A 15,673-nucleotide genomic window follows, 5' to 3' on the forward strand; every position below is an offset into this window, starting at 1 on the left:
CCTACGCCTGCAGGGCCGCCTCGGCGGGCTCGCGCTGCGGCAGGTCGATCCGTGCGGCGATCTCCTGCTCGAACGAGTCCGCCCAGGATGCCAAGCGGTCGACATTGCGCCGCATGTCGCGGAAGGTCTGCGCGGCGGTCTTGTCGGTGAGCAGATCCAAGTGCAGCTGCGCGCAGATCGGCACCTTGCTGTACTCGACGAACAGATACTTGTCCGGCTGCGGGGCCTGCGCCGCGAAGGCACGCAGGTTCGCCTGCATCCGCGACTGGATGCCGAAGAACCTCGACGCGATGGGATGGAACTCGGCGGCCGCGTCCGGGCTGGTGAGCAAGCCGCGGAACAGCATCTGCGACGGCAGTGCCCAGTAGAACGAGGTATCCCACATGACCTTGGTGAACATCGCCGGAGCGTGCCCGAAGATCTGGTAGTTGTCGTGGTACATCTGCAGGTAGTTCGGCCACAGGTCCTCGAGCAGCAGCCGGTTGTAGGACTGCGCGACGTCCTCGGTCAGCCTGCCCTTGCGGTCGAGCTCGATCATCCGCGTCGTCATGGTGTTCGTGTACGCGATGTAGTCCGAACCCGGGCTGTAGAAGGCGTCCAGGAAGACCGCCGCCTCACCGACGCACGCCCACCGATTGTGCGAAAAGGCTTGGGTAGAGCCGTAGCTCGCGTTGCGCAGCGCCAAGAAGTCGAGCAACTCGGCGTTCTCGGTGAACTTCGCCAGCGTCGGCTCGTACTCGGCGATCCACTGCCGCGCTTTGGTTTCCGTCGAGTACGTCCTGAACGGATGGATCCGCTCGTCGGTCACGATGCCGATGCTCGTGTTCCCGGACGACAGCGGAATCATCCACACCCAGTACCCGGTACCCATCAGGTGATTGGTCGAAAACCACCGGCGCTCTTGGGTCTTCGGCATCCAGGTGGGGCTGGTCGGCGCGGCCATCTTCTCCACGTCGTACTCACCCTTGAGGCGCCACCAAGCCGCGTTGATCTTGTGCGGACTCGGGGTGCCGAGGCCGAGCTTGCGCTGGATCAGCTTGCCACGGCCCGAGGCGTCGGCGACGAAACGCGTTCGGACACTGCGCTCGCCGACACCGGCGATCTCATAGGTGACCACATGATCGTCATCGCCCTCGGCCAGGTCGATATCGATGACCTTGGCCTGCTCGATCAGGTCGATGCCGAGATCCTTGGCGCCGTGGCGCAGATCGCGCTCGAAGATGCCGCGGTCGATCTGGTACGACGGCACCCGGGCGAACCGGCGCGCTCCGATCTCGGGCCGCGCCTCGAACGGGCCGTGCTGATCGCCGAAGAAGAGGCGGAGCCCGAGCTTGTGCAGGTGCTGCTTGTTGAAATATCCGGTGAGGCCGAGCTGCTCGGTGAAGTAGTGCGCGCCGCCTTCGACCGTCGCCTCCCCCACCTTGTAGGCGCCGTCCGGGATATCACCGCCGGTCCGCTCCAGCACCAGCACCGTGAGGTCCGGCATGCTCCGCTTGAGCTGCCGCGACAGGGTCAGCCCCGCCAGGCCGCCGCCGCAGACCACCACGTCGTAACGTTCGATCGGTTTCATCATTTTTCTCCGTTCGAGCTACTGCTCAGTGCCCATCCATCAGGCTGGTGAAGCTGGGGAACTGGTCTTCGGCGGACAGCTCGTCGGCGATTGTCCGCATCACCTGTGCACTCGGGTTCTGGATGAACAGGTGGCCACCGGGAACGGTGGTGAGCTCGAACCGGCCGCTGGTGAGCTTCTCCCAGCCCTGCAGCTGGTCGACCTCGAACAGCGGGTCCTCGGCGCCGCGCAGCACCGTGATCGGCGCCCGCAAGACGACGCCGTGTTCGAATCGGTAGTCGCCCAACATCTTCAGGTCCGCGCGCACCGCGGGCATCATCGGCTTGACCGACGCCTCGTCCTCGACCGGGATCGTGAGCAGCTCGTTGTCCCGCAGGACCTCGAGCACCCGGCTGTCCGATTCCCGGTCCATGTCGAACCCGTCACGAATGTGCTTCAGGTTGCGCACGTAGCTCTCGACCAGCGCGGGCGAGGGCCAGCCGCCGATGATCAGCTTGAGCGGAATTTCCGCGTAGTTCTGCTCGAGGTACTTGGTGAGCTCGTAGGCGAGCAGGCTGCCCATGCTGTGCCCGTAGATCGCGAAGGTCCGGTCCAGGTGCGGCAGCATCGCGTCGGCCAGTTCCGCGATGAACTCCGGCATCGAGTCGATCGGCACCTCGTTGACGCGGTCCTCCCGGCCCGGGTACTGGATGCCGACCACCTCGACCGTGTCCGGCAGGTAGTTCGGCCACGGCGTGAAGACCGACGCGCCGCCACCGACGAAAGGCATCGCGAACACGCGCAGCGACGCCGTACTCGACCGGCCCTTGACGGTATGGATCCAGCGTTGCGGCCCTGCGTTTTCCGCCGAGGCGGGCAGCACACCGTTCGCCTCGCCGAAGACCTGAGCGAGCACCTCGGTGGCGAGTTCGACCAGCGTCGGCCCGCGCATCAGACCCATGGTCGGGAAGTCGATGTCGAGATGCTTGGCCAGCGAGTTACGGATCTGACCGGCCATCAGCGAGTCCATGCCGAGATCGGTCAATGCGACGTCGTGTGCCAGCCGGTCGATCGGCATGTCGAAGATCCGCGAGATCTGTTGCGACAGAGCCTCTACCAGCCGGGGCTGCCGCAAACCCTCGTCGAGATCGAGGAGTTCGGCACGCAGCCCCTCGGTGCCGCCGGTGCTGGCGGACCCGACGCTGTCGGCCAAAGCCAGATGAGCCAGCCGTGGCGAACTGCGGATGATCGGCATGACCTGGTTCATCTTCGCCCAGTTGACACCGAAAACGCTGGTGCTGGCGACACCTTGGGCCAGGCATCGGCCGATGAAGTCGAGTGCGTGGTCGGGCGAGATCGGCGTCCAGCCCAGTCGAGCGAGGGTGTCGAGCTTGTTGCGTGCCACGAAGCCGACTTCGGCCATGGCACCCCAGTTGATGGTCAGCGCGGTCAGCCCGAGTTCATGGCGATGGGTCGCGAGAGCTTCCAGGAACCCGTTGGCCGCAGCGTAATTGGCTTGGCCCGGGGTGCCGACGTTCCAGCTCATCGACGAGAACATGACGAACGCGTCCAGCTCGAGGTCCCGCGTGTGGTTGTGCAGGTGCCAGGCACCGTCGACCTTGGGCTGTACGGTGCGCAGGAAATCCGCCTCGGTCATGCCCGTCAGCGGACCATCGGTCAAAACCATTGCGGCGTGGTAGATCCCACGCAGTGGTGGCAGCTCCGCGATCCGTTCCAGTAGGCCGACCACCTCGGCCTCGATGGACACGTCGGCCCGTTCGAGCACCACGTTCACGCCGAGGGTCCGCATCGCCTCGATGGGCTCCTCGTTCTCCTCGTCGATCTGGGCGCGGCGCCCGACCAGCACCACGGTGCGGGCACCCTTCTCGACCAGCCACTCGGCGGTGCGCAGACCGAAACCGGTGTACCCACCCGTGATCAGGTAGGTGCCGTCGGCGTCGACGGCCTCGTCACCACTCGAGGTCGGGTGCACCAGCAGCTCGGTGTCGGGCCGGTACTCGACGACGATCTTGCCGATCTGCTTGGCGGTGACCATGTACCGGAACGCCGAGGCCACCTCGGTGGCATCGAAATCGGTGTGCGGCAACGCGGGCAGCGTGCCGGCGGCGACCGCGTCGAGCACCTTGGTCATCGACTCGCGGCACAGCGCCGGGTCTTCCTTCAGCATCCGGTCGATGTCGATCGCGGAGTAGCTGAGGTTGTTGCCGAACGGCTTCAGACCCAGTTTGTAGTTGTCGTAGATGTCCTTCTTGCCGATCTCGAGGAAGCGCCCACGGGGGCGAAGCAGCTCGAGGCTCTTCGGAATCGTCTCGCCCTGCAGGGAATTGAGCACGATGTCGACGCCGTCGTAGCGCGCCCTGATCGCCTGGGCGAAGTCGAGCGAGCGAGAGTCGAAGACGTCGGCGATGCCCAGCGAGCGCAGGTAGTCCCGCTTCTCGTCGCTACCCGCGGTGGCGATCACCGTCGCACCGAACGAGTGCGCGATGTGCACCGCGGCCAGCCCGACGCCGCCGGCCGCCGCATGCACAAGCACCCGGTCGCTCGGGCGCAGCCTGCCCACTTCCACCAGCGCGTACCACGCGGTCAGATAGGCCATCGGCAGCGTGGCGGCCTCGACGTCCGACAGGTTCGACGGCGTGGCGTAGACCCGCCTGGCATCGGCGACCACCAGGTTGCCGAAGCACCCGCGGGCGAACGCGACGACCCGATCGCCGGGCGCCAGACCGTCCACGTCGGGTCCGACCTCGGTGATGATGCCCGCACACTCCACGCCGAGGTTGCTTTCGTAGAACCCGCCGAAAGTCGCGCCCTCCGAGAGCAATCCGAGCGTCAGCATGATGTCGCGGAAGTTCAGGCCGGTGGCGAGGGGCCGAATGGCGACCTGACCACTGCCAAGCACGGGCAGCTCCTGCCGTTCGTAGCGCAGCTGCTCGACGCCCGACTCGGCGGGCACCGCCAACGCGAACGGGGTTTCCTCCGATACCCGGGCCGGGATCGCGACCGAGTCCTCGAACTCGCTGAGCGAAACATGCTCGAGACGGTCGATGAAACGAGTGTCCGCGCGGAAGGCGACCTCTTCGTCGGCCGTGTCCACGTGCAGCAGTTCGTCGAACAGCTGCGTCGCGCGTTGTTCGGTGCGCGCGGCCGGGTCGAAGTCGAAGATCTTCGCCCGCAGGCTGCTGTGCTCGCTCAGCAGCACCCGCAGGATGCCCCAGCTCGGAACCTGGCTCAGCGCAACGCGTTCCGCCCGATCGAGGACATGCGCCCCCGCGGTGGCGATCCACAGCCGAGGCGCCTGCGCCCAGTCCAGCTCCTCGACCGCCTGGGCCAGTGCGATCACGCTGTAAGCCCCCTGGCTTTCCACCGCGGGCAGCGCCTCGGTGGTCAGCTCGGTCCCTGCGAAGTCCAGATTCCACAGATGCAGCACACCGGCCACCTCGCCGACGTTCGCACGCACCTGCTCGAGCACGCGCTGCAAATCCGCGCTGCTGTTGGCGCGCGCCCGGAAGGCGCGGTCGCCGATCTGCTCGAATTCTGCACCGCGCGTGACGATCACGCCGGACGCACCGGCCTCGTCCAACAGCGTGACGTAGCGTTCGCCGACACCGTCGACATCCGCGAGCACCACCCAGGGCGCGGCCTCGACGCGCGGCTGATACGGCGCGAGGTCGATGGCCTTGGTCCGCGCCAGGATCACCGAGTTGCCGGTCTCCTCCGGTGTCGCCATGTCGGAGAAGATCTGCACGCCCTCGAAGCCGACGGTGGGCAGGAACTCGCGCCAGGTCGCCTCCCGCATCAGCGGATAGTCGGGCCGCAGCTCATGGTCGCTGAACGCCCACCAGCCCTCGGTCATGCCGAAGGTCAGGTCGACCCAGTGCGGTGGCACCGTCGCCTCGACGACCAGCAGCAGCCCTTGCGAGGTGAGCAGGCGCTGCACGTTGCCGAGGGTGTGGCTCAGACTTGCGGTGGCGTGCACCACATTCGAGGCCACCACGATGTCGTAGTAGTGCGGATCGAAGCCCTGGGCCTCGATGTCGTGCTCTATGTCGAGGACGCGGTAATCGATGAAGTCGTATTCGCTGAAGCGATGACGCGCCTTGCCGAGGAACAGCTGCGTGATGTCGGAGTACACGTATTCCGCACGGCCAGCAGGTAATTCGGACAGGACGTAGGGCGTCGTGCCGCCCGTGCCGGCACCGATCTCTAGCACCCGCACCGGTCGATCGGCGGGCAGCTCGCGCACGCACTCGGCGACGACCTTGCTGACGAGGCGATTGGCTTTGCCGAACGAGAACGACGGACCGTAAAGGTCTGCGACCGACTGGAATTCGTCCTCGGGGAAGATCAGCTCGATGGGATTGACATCATCGCGAAGCACCGCGTCCAGTTCCGTGCCGCACCGTTCCAGCACAGCGAGCTCGGGCACGCATTCGTCGGGTCGCCGCCCCCGCAGCTCGGCGAGAGCCGCGACCGTATCGACCCGCTCCGGCACCACCAGCAGCCGCCACGCGTCACCGTCCTGCTCGGTAATCCCGTGCTGCGAAAGCAGTTCCAGTACCCGAGCCAGGTAGCGGAGGTGCTTGTCGGCCACCCCCATCTCGGCCGCGATCTCGTCGACGGCAAAGCGTCGGCCGACCGCGAACCGCATGCCGAGCTTGTAAAAGGCCTCGGTCATGTACGCGACGCAGAGCTCGTTCATCTCCGCTTCGGTCACCGCGTGGTATTCGCGGTTGACCGGCCAGTGCCGCAGCTCGTCGACCAGCGGTTCGACGGCCGCGTCGAGGGCGGCCACCGAGGGGAAGGTGTCGGCCGGGATACGCGTCTTCGTGCGCACCGGCGACTCGTGCCAGCGGAACTCGTAGAGCCACTGCAGCAGCGCGTCGCCGTCCTCGGTGCTCTGGGTGATGGACTTGCCCTTGAAGCCTTCGAGCTCGGCCACCAGCGTGCCGTCTTCGTTGACGATCCACAGATCGCCGTAGCAGTAGGCGATGTCGTCGGTGACCTGCGCGCGCCCGTAGCAGTACACCCGGCCGGTTGCCTTGGCGTAGAAGCTGAGCCGCTTGACCTCGACCGGCAGGTAGAGCGTCTTGTCCTCGTTGTTCGGGTCGTTGCCCATCGAGATGGACAGCGACTGGAAGCAGGAGTCAAGGACCGCCGGATGGATTGCGTGCCTTGGTGCTTCATCCGCGAGCGCGGCCGGGGTATCGATCCGCCCGAGCGACTTCAGGTCGGCGTAATTGAGCTTGGTGATCGCCTTGAACGTCGGGCCGAGGAGCAGGCCGTTGTTGCGCAGCTTCGCGAAGACCTTGCCCGGTTCGATCTCTTCGGGGCATTCCGCGTCGAGCTCGGCGAACGGCACCGGCAGCTCGGTGGCGGGGGCGCCGCGGCGCAGCGTGCCGACCGAATGCTGGGTCCAGTCCTTGTCGCCGTCCTGACGGCTGTACACCGAGTAGTGCAGCGACTCGGTCAGCACCACCTGAACGACGGGGGCGGGCCGGTCGTCGAAGACGAATAGCGCGCGGCGGAACTCGACATCCTCGAGCGAGTACAGGCCCGGGCCGAACGCGCTCTCCGCGCAGCCGAGCACCATGTCCAGGTACGCCGCGCCCGGGAAGACGATCGGGCCCTGCACCCGGTGGTCGTCGAGCCACGGGAAACGCTTCGGGTCGAGCACCAGTTCCCACACGTGCTTGCCCGGCTCGTCCGCGACCCGGCCCTGCTCGCCGACCAGCGGATGGGCCAGTGACGGGAAGCGCCGGTCGTGCGCCAACGGCGTTTCCAGCCAATAGGTTTCGCGCTGCCACGGATAGAACGGCACCTGCACGCGCTGGCCGACCCCGGCGAACAGGGCATCCCAGGACGGCTCGAACCCGGCCACATACAGTGTGGCGAGCGAGGACAGCAGGGTCTCGCGATCGCTCTGCTTACGATGCAGCGACGCGACGGCAACGCCATCGGCGTGCCGCTGGTCGAGCAGCTCCCCGATGGCCGTCCCGTGAATCGGGTGCGGGCCGAGCTCGATGAACGCCAGGTGCTGATCCTCGATGAGACGATCGACGGTGGGCGCGAACTTCACCGGCTCGCGCACGTTGTGCCACCAGTACTCGGCATCCAGCCCGCCGGTCGGCACGATGTCCGCGGTGACCGTGGAGTACATCGGCACCGTCGCCGGACCCGACGTGAGGCCGGACAGCGACGAAATCAGTTCGTCCCGCAGCGGATCCATGTGGTGGCTGTGGAAGGCGACGCTGACCTGAAGCATGCGTGCGAAGATCTTTTCCGCGCCGAGCTCGCGCTCGATCTCTTCGAGGGCATCCGGATCACCGGCCAGGGCAATGGATTCCGGGCCGTTGAGCGCCGCGATGGATACCCGTCCCGCGTACCCGGCGACCCGCTGCTCGACCTCGCCGAGCGGCAGGCCGACCGCGAGCATCTTGCCCTTACCGGAGGCCTGCTGCTGCACCCGGCTGCGGTGGAAGATCACCCGGACCGCGTCCTCGAAGGACAACGCCCCCGAAACATACGCCGCGGCAACCTCGCCGATGCTGTGCCCGACCACGGCCGCGGGCACGATGCCCCAACTCTGCCACAGCGCCGCGAGTCCGACCTGCACCGCGAAGACCGCGGGCTGGGCGATGAAGGTCTCGCCGATGCGACTGTCGGCTTCGTCGCGACCGAGTTCCTCGAGCACGCTCCAGTCGGCGTGCTTGGCCAGCTCGCCGTCGACCCGCTCGACGGTCTGCCGGAATACCTCGTTCTGCGTGAGCAGTTCGCGCGCCATGCCCCACCACTGCGGGCCCTGGCCGGAGAACACGAAGGCGACGCTCGGCGCGGCGGCCGCCTTTACACCGCTGCGAATCGTCTCCGGCGCAGTGGCTTTCGCGACATCGCGCAAGGCGTCGCGGAGTTCGTCGGTGGACGAGCACACCATGGCGAGGCGGTGGTCGTAGTGCGCACGCGTCTGGGCCTGGGTGGCGGCGATGACGGGCAGGGCCGCCGTCGGCTCGTCCAGGAATTCGGCGTAGCTGTCGGCGTAGGCGTGCAGCGCGTCCTTGGTCTTCGCGCTGAGTGTGAACAGCACCGGCGCCGATACCGTCTCGGGTTGCGTATTCACGGTGTCCGCGTTGGCATTTGCCTCGTCCGCGGTCCGCGTTCCGGCAGGCGGACCTTCCAGGATCACGTGGGCATTGGACCCACCGAACCCGAAGGAGTTCACACCCGCGAGGCGAGGCCCAGCACCCGGCCACGGCTGGCGAGTCTGGGCGAGCCGCAGGCCCAATTCCTCGAACGGGATTTCCTTGTTCGGCACCTCGGCGTGCAGGTTCGCCGGGATCTCGCCGTTGCGCAGCACCAGGCAGGCCTTGATGACGCCGGCAATGCCCGCGGCCGACTCGAGGTGACCGAGGTTCGACTTCACCGCGCCGACGATGCACGGCCCGTTGCCATTTCGGCCGACGCCGAGCGCCTTGCCGAGCGCGCGTGCCTCGATCGGGTCACCGACCGCCGTTCCGGTGCCGTGCGCTTCGACGAAGCCGATATCCGACGGCCGGACGCCGGCGTCACGGCAGGCGTCGATGATCATCTGCGCCTGCGAGTCCTCGCTCGGCACGGTCATGCCGTTGGTGTGACCGTCCTGGTTGGTCGCGCTGCCCCGGATCACCGAGTAGATGCGGTCGCCATCGGCGACGGCGGCGGACAGCTTCTTGAGCACGATCGTGCCCGAGCCCTCACTGCGGATGTAACCATCACCGTTGTCGCTGAACGACTTCGAGCGGCCTTCCGGCGACAAGAATGTGCCCTGGCTGAAGCCGATGGTCGCCTCGGGGATGAGCAGCGTGCTGACGCCGCCGACGAGGGCCATCGACGCCTCACCGGAACGGATGCTGCGACACGCGAGATGGATCGCGATCAACGAGGACGAGCAGGCGGTATCCACGATCATGCTGGGGCCGCGTAGGTCGAGGAGGTACGAAACCCGGTTGGCCACAATGCAATTGGTGATACCGGTCATCGTGTGGCCACCGATGAGGTAACGGTTCTCCGGATTGAGCTGGATGATGCCGTAGTCGTGACCGGAGACTCCTGCGTAGACCGCGGTCTTCGTGCCTGCCAGGTCTTCTGGCACAATTCCCGCGTCCTGCAACGCTTCCCACGTCGTCTCGAGGAAGAGGCGCTGCTGCGGGTCGATCCGCGCGGCCTCGTGCGGGGTGATGCCGAAGAAGGCGGCGTCGAATGACGACACGTCATCGAGGTATCCGCCCTGCCGTGTGCGCAGGTGGCCGGGCCGGGCCGCGTCGCGATCGTAGAAGGCGGCGCCCGACCAACGGTCCTCCGGGACCTCACGTACGGCATCCCGCTCGTCGAGCAGGAGTTGCCAGAAATCGCCTACATCGGAAACTCGTCCCGGAAACCGGCAACCGATCCCTACGACGGCAATGCCCTCGTTGGCGGTCGACTCGGCCTCGATCGAGGAGCTGTGCACAGAATCCATCGCATTACCTTCGTTTTGTAAACACACATCTATCGACCACGCCGGACAACGTCCCAGTTGTTGCCGTCGAGCCGACCAGGATCCGTATCGACCATTCGCGCGTGGCGTGCCGATGCGCGCGGTCGCGGCATCGATCCCCTAGGCGAGGCGATATCGAGCAGGCTGTCTTTTTAAGTCGGCGGTCATGTTCCCCCCTCGAGGAACATGACTGCCGATACGAGATGATCGCCAACCGAATGACTTTCGGACGACGGCAGGGCTGAATCGAATGCCAAGCCGTTGCCGACACCGCTGTCGGCGCCCTGCGAACGGAAACTCGGCGGTCGCACCGAGCCGTTCGAACGCCGAGCAGGCGATGAATCATCGGCAATGAGCAGGGTGGAGCGGTCGGCGCAGGCAGCCGTCATGTCATCGGGAGTCGTGCTGAACTTCCACATGATCGGTGCCCACCTCACGCCTAGTGCTCAGATCCGCACTCATGAAACCGAATTTAACGACCGCAATCACTCATGTCAACACATCGGTGTGCATTGGTGTGCATCGACGCCTCATCGATGCGCATCCTCGAGGAGGGTATCGCGCGCATAACAAAGCCGTAAGGGCATGATCTTGCTATTGCGCCCTGCCATGTCAGGAGATGAGCTGGAATGCACGTACATGAGCAGTCAAGTGGTACGATGCATCCCATGGGCGACGAATTGGGCGCCAGCGAGACCGTGAAGCGTAATAAAGTCGAGTCGGCTGGACAGCGGTTCGGACGGCAGCTGAAGGCGTTCCGGCAGCGAAATCTTCCCGATGACCTGGTAACTCACCAGCACATCCACGACCTGGGCGGTCCTACTCGGAATGTCCAGTCCCGCATCGAAAGCGGGCAGGTCGACACGATCAGCGCCACCACCGAGGCAAAGTACAACCGGGCGCTGGAGGCCCTCGGCCTGCCGGCCGGGAGCGCGACCTCGGCGCTGTACCACGGCGGCATGCTGGTCCCGCCCGCTGACGAACGACCTACCGCGGCAACGCTGGTGGACGACGACGATGTCGAGAGCGGCGTAAGCGCGCTGCAGAACCTGACTCGTAAACACCGATCCGTGGTGGATCTGGTGACCGAGCTCGACCGGCTCGGCATCGAGTTGAAGCGGGCGCGCAGCCACACCGAGGGCTATCAGCTCATTTTCCCCAAAACGGCGATCGACCGACTACTTCAGGCGCTGCAAAATACCGCCGACCCAGGAGATCCTGGGCACGAAGCCGGTCGGGACGACACCAAGCAGACGTAGTCGGCGCAGCGATCCCGCGGACTGGATATGCCTGGGACACAGCGGATCGGGACCGATCGCGCGGGCTGCCGCGTTAGCAGGCAACGAGGTTCCGCCGGGCCCGGCGCACTCCCACACCGACTGAGACACAACGGAACCCGAGGGCGCTGCCACCGCGATGCGCGGTGCCGCCGCGCTGGATCGGTGGCGCGCACGGTGCGCGAAAGCCGTCGTCGACAGAGCCCCGGATCGGTCGAAAATCCTTCGGCGCCAGGATGTTTCGGCGTACTACCGGCACTCGATCTGCCACCGCCCCTGGGCCGCAGCCCGTTCCGGCACCGCCGTTCATCCGTATCAGACCAGGTCAACGGCACAATCAATTCCCCTTGACCGCACAATTACAAGTACGCGAAGCGCGGGTGACAGGTAGGCTATAACCCAGCCCGGCAAGTCGATGATGGTGACTCGACGTGTGTCGACATGCCGGTCACCTGAAGACATCTAGAACAATGGAGAAGGTCGCGCTTCCCGTGAGTAACGGACGTCTTCGACGAAAACATTGCGCCGGCGGCAACGATGCCGCTGTTGTGCGCGATAACAAGGTGAAGATCTCCAGGTGCTCGGGGGAGGAAATCGTGAACGCATCCGATCCGCATTCCGCCGTCCTCGACGCTGCAGCTCGCACCAGCGGTTATGCCGGCGAACCGGACACTATCGGCGCGGATCGCCTCACTCGGACGAGGAGGCAAGTGACATGTTGAGACTGTTCCGGCGCAAGGTCTCCGCCCTCGTGCGGCACCCGGCCCGAGGCAAGCTCTCCACGCGTGCCCGCCTGCAAGCCGTGGTCGATCGTCTCGAACTGCCCGCCGACTGGACCATCGAGGAGTTCATCGCCTCGGTCGAGCGCATGCGCGGGCGGCGGATCGTGCGATTGCTGCTGCCGCCCACCGCTCCGGTCGGGCTGTGCGGACTGTGGCTGGCGTGCAAGGGCTACGACGTGATCTTCCTGCGGCAGTCCACCGACCCCGCCGTCGAACTGCACGTGGCATTGCACGAGGTCAGCCACATGCTGCTCAATCACGGCCAAGACACCTCGCTTTCGGCGGTGGAATGGTCGACACTCACGAATGGCGTGCCGCTGAACCACGAGATCGACCTGTCCACGGTGCGCGCCGCCCGCGGTGCGTCCAGCTACGCATCGATCGAAGAGTACGAAGCCGAACTGCTTGCGACGCTGATCGGCTTCCGTGCCAGGACGGTCGGACCGCGCCGCGACCCGATGTTGAAAGAGCTGTAGCGCGCATGTGGCCGCACGACCACCTGCCGGCCGGGGTCACCATCTCCGCGACGGTGCTCATCATTGCCATCACGTTGATCCGGCTGGCCTTGACCCTGCACACCTCCATTTTCGGGCGGCTGATCAATACGCTGCTCGGCTTCGACGCGGCCGCCGCCTTCCTGCGGGAACCGGTGTTCGCGCGCCACGTGGCCAGGGTCATCCCCGGCGGCCTGCCCACCGTGTTCGACACCTGGCACTGGCTCACCGTTACCGCGTGGGCATTCGGGCTCGGGATGGCATTGCTGCACGAAAACGGCCCGGTGCGGTACCGCATCCAGTTCCGGATCGTGCTCGGGCTCTCGGGCGCCATCGGCCTGGCCTTCCTCGCGTTGAGCGCGCCGGCGCGGGCGCACGGGCTGGCGTCCATCGCCGAGTACGGCGGGTGGCGTTACGGCATCTATATCGCGTTGTATTCGGCTCTGCCCGTGCTGGTTTCGTGTTATTACTACGTACTGAAGGTCAGGGGCACGGTGTGGCGGACCACCACCCTGTGGGAGCGGATCACGGTGGCCACCCTGGTCGGTTTCGGCATCGCCAGCTCGCTGCCCGTCTGCTTGATGGCGGTCTCCGCGATCCTTGACTTCGCGGGCGCGGGCAACGCGTTCACGCGCAGCACCTACGACCTGGTGTCCAACGGTTTCGCCTCGGGTGAGCCGGGGCTGATCATCTTCGTCGCGCTGGTCATGGTGTTCGTGCCGTCCTCGGCACAGGCGGTCGTGCAGCTGCTCCGGCTGGATGACGAATCACGTTCCGCGCGACGGATTTATCCGATCTGGCGGGATTTGACGGACGCCGCGCCGCAGGTCGTGTTCCAGCTGAAACGGGCGGACAGCTGGAACGTGTCACCGCAGGAGCGGCTGCACCGCAGGCGGATGGAGATCCACGACGCGGCCGAGATCGTGGCCAGATACGTGCTGCCCCTGCCCACCGCCGTCGACGAACTGATCGAGACAAGCGTCGACGAGGACGATCAAGAACACCTGCGCATGGTCGCCGAGCTGGTCCTGGCGGCGCAACGGCTCACCGCGGGCGGTGGCGAACCGACCGGCGAACCCGCCGCACGCGCGGCCGACCTGCCCGACGAGCAGACGCTGCTCCGGTTGTGGCAGCCCGCGAAGTCGCTGCTGCACACGGCCACGGCCACCACGGCACGCCGAACACCTATCGGCGCACAGTAATTCGCGCCGCACGCCCGCCACGACCCGATCGGCGCCCGCGCCGGACAGGCTGACGGCGCGGTCAGCGCACGCTGCACAAGATACGCCTGCCTACGCATAGCTCCGCTGCATGAACATTTTTCTGTACGTCGACGTTCTCCTGTGGTGTAATCGTGTCGGTTCTATCGACCGAACAGATCATTCGCTGATTATTTGCCGCTCAGCGTTCGTGATGCTCGAATGGGCATCGACCGCACATACGTCCGCGATCCGCTGAGCCAGCAGAATCCGCCTCCGGCGTCGACGCCGTTGCCGGGGTCGGCAGCACGTGCAGTGAAGGGGAACAATGGCTTCCATCGATCCGGTGAGCCCGGCGCATCCGAACGTTCTCATCGTCGGCACCGGATTAGCCGGTATCGGGATGGCCATCGAGCTGTTGAACGCGGGCGAACGCGATTTCGTGGTTCTCGAAAAGGCCGACGGCGTCGGGGGTGTCTGGCGGGAAAACACCTATCCGGGATGCGGTTGCGACGTCATGTCGATGATGTATTCGTATTCGTTCGCGCCGAACACCGACTGGACTCGGCTGTACGCCGGCCAGCCGGAGATACTCGATTACATCCGGCGCGTGGTGAAGGACTACGAGCTCGAACCGTATATCCGATTCCGCTCCGAGGCGGTGTCCTACGAATTCGATGCCGCCGACGACCGCTGGGTGGTGCGCACCGCGGACGGCGACGAATACCGCCCGCGCACAGTGGTTGCCGCGCACGGCGCACTGCACAAGCCGAACATTCCCGACTTCGAGGGACTCGACAGCTACACCGGCTCGGTGTTCCACTCCGCCCAGTGGGATCACTCGGTGGATCTCACCGGCAAACGGGTCGCGGTGATCGGCACCGGCGCGAGCGGCATGCAGCTCGCGCCCCAAATCGCCGGTACCGCAGCACATGTCGCGGTGTTCCAGCGCAACCCACACTGGGTGCTGCCGAAAATGGACCGCCCGGTGAGCACTATCGAGCAACGACTGTTCAAGGCCTTCCCCCGGCTGATGCGGATCTACCGCGGCGGCTCGTTCCTGATGCACGAGGCACCGGTCTTCGGCTACTTCCACCCGCCGTTGAACTTCCTGCTCGAGCGCCTCTCGCTGCACCATCTGCGCAAGCAGGTGCCCGACCCGGAATTGCGCGCGAAGCTCACCCCCACTTACGCTTTCGGCTGCAAACGAATCCTGTTCTCCAGTGATTTCTATCCTGCCCTGCAGCGCCACGATGTCAGCCTGGTGACCGACGACATCGCCGAGTTCACCGAGTCCGGCATCCGCACGGCGGACGGCGAACTGCACGAGGCGGACGTTGTCATTCTCGGCACCGGATTCGCCACCGACAACCGGTGCGCCACCGAGCACATCGTCGGCCGGGACGGCATCACCATCCAGGAGGCGTGGCGCGACGGCACCGAGGCCTACCTCGGCATGACGGTGGCGGGTTTCCCGAACTTCTTCATGATCATGGGCCCGAACTCCGGCGGCGGCGCGGTCTCGATCCTCTTCATGATCGAAGCCCAAGTCCGCTACATCGCGCGGTGCCTGCGCATGATGGGCGAGCGAGGTTCGACCCGGTTCGAGGTGAACGACGGCGTGCAGCGCGAATTCAACCGGTGGGTGCAGCGCAAACTCAGCAGATCCGTCTGGGTGACCGGCGGCTGCCACAGCTGGTTTCTCGATCACACCGGCCGCAACCGGCAGTCCTGGCCGGGCACGGGCACGAGTTACTGGCGCGCGACTCGTCACCCCAAAGCGGCGGCCTTCGAGCTCTCGGGGCGGTAAGCGTCCGGCAAACCCCGCCGACGACGAATGGT

Annotated in this window: 6 protein-coding genes; 4 read left to right on the forward strand and 2 right to left on the reverse strand. The window is 65.9% G+C overall.

The window, feature by feature from the left end:
• Position 1: 1 nt before the first annotated feature.
• On the reverse strand, positions 2-1,570 hold the full coding sequence (locus ACIA8C_RS08335) for an NAD(P)/FAD-dependent oxidoreductase (RefSeq protein ID WP_397132298.1): 1,569 nt from the start codon (positions 1,568-1,570) through the stop codon (positions 2-4).
• Positions 1,571-1,595: 25 nt separating this feature from the next.
• On the reverse strand, positions 1,596-10,061 hold the full coding sequence (locus ACIA8C_RS08340) for an SDR family NAD(P)-dependent oxidoreductase (RefSeq protein ID WP_397132300.1): 8,466 nt from the start codon (positions 10,059-10,061) through the stop codon (positions 1,596-1,598).
• A gap of 686 nt (positions 10,062-10,747) precedes the next feature.
• On the opposite strand from ACIA8C_RS08340, the gene ACIA8C_RS08345 reads away from it, so the two are divergent.
• From ACIA8C_RS08345 to ACIA8C_RS08360, 4 genes are all read left to right on the forward strand, one after another.
• A complete protein-coding gene (locus tag ACIA8C_RS08345; protein ID WP_397132302.1) occupies positions 10,748-11,338 on the forward strand; it encodes a hypothetical protein in 591 nt (196 codons plus the stop codon).
• Between the two features lie 733 nt (positions 11,339-12,071).
• Positions 12,072-12,614, forward strand: a complete 543-nt coding sequence (locus tag ACIA8C_RS08350; protein ID WP_397132304.1) for a hypothetical protein — start codon at positions 12,072-12,074, stop codon at positions 12,612-12,614.
• 5 nt (positions 12,615-12,619) lie between these two features.
• Entirely contained in the window at positions 12,620-13,834 is a 1,215-nt protein-coding gene (locus tag ACIA8C_RS08355; protein WP_397132306.1) for a DUF6545 domain-containing protein, read from the forward strand.
• A gap of 325 nt (positions 13,835-14,159) precedes the next feature.
• Positions 14,160-15,641: a flavin-containing monooxygenase gene (locus ACIA8C_RS08360; RefSeq protein ID WP_397132308.1), complete on the forward strand. Its 1,482-nt coding sequence runs from the start codon at positions 14,160-14,162 to the stop codon at positions 15,639-15,641.
• The last annotated feature ends 32 nt before the right edge of the window (positions 15,642-15,673 follow it).

This window comes from Nocardia sp. NPDC051321 (assembly GCF_044455225.1).
Taxonomy (GTDB): domain Bacteria; phylum Actinomycetota; class Actinomycetes; order Mycobacteriales; family Mycobacteriaceae; genus Nocardia.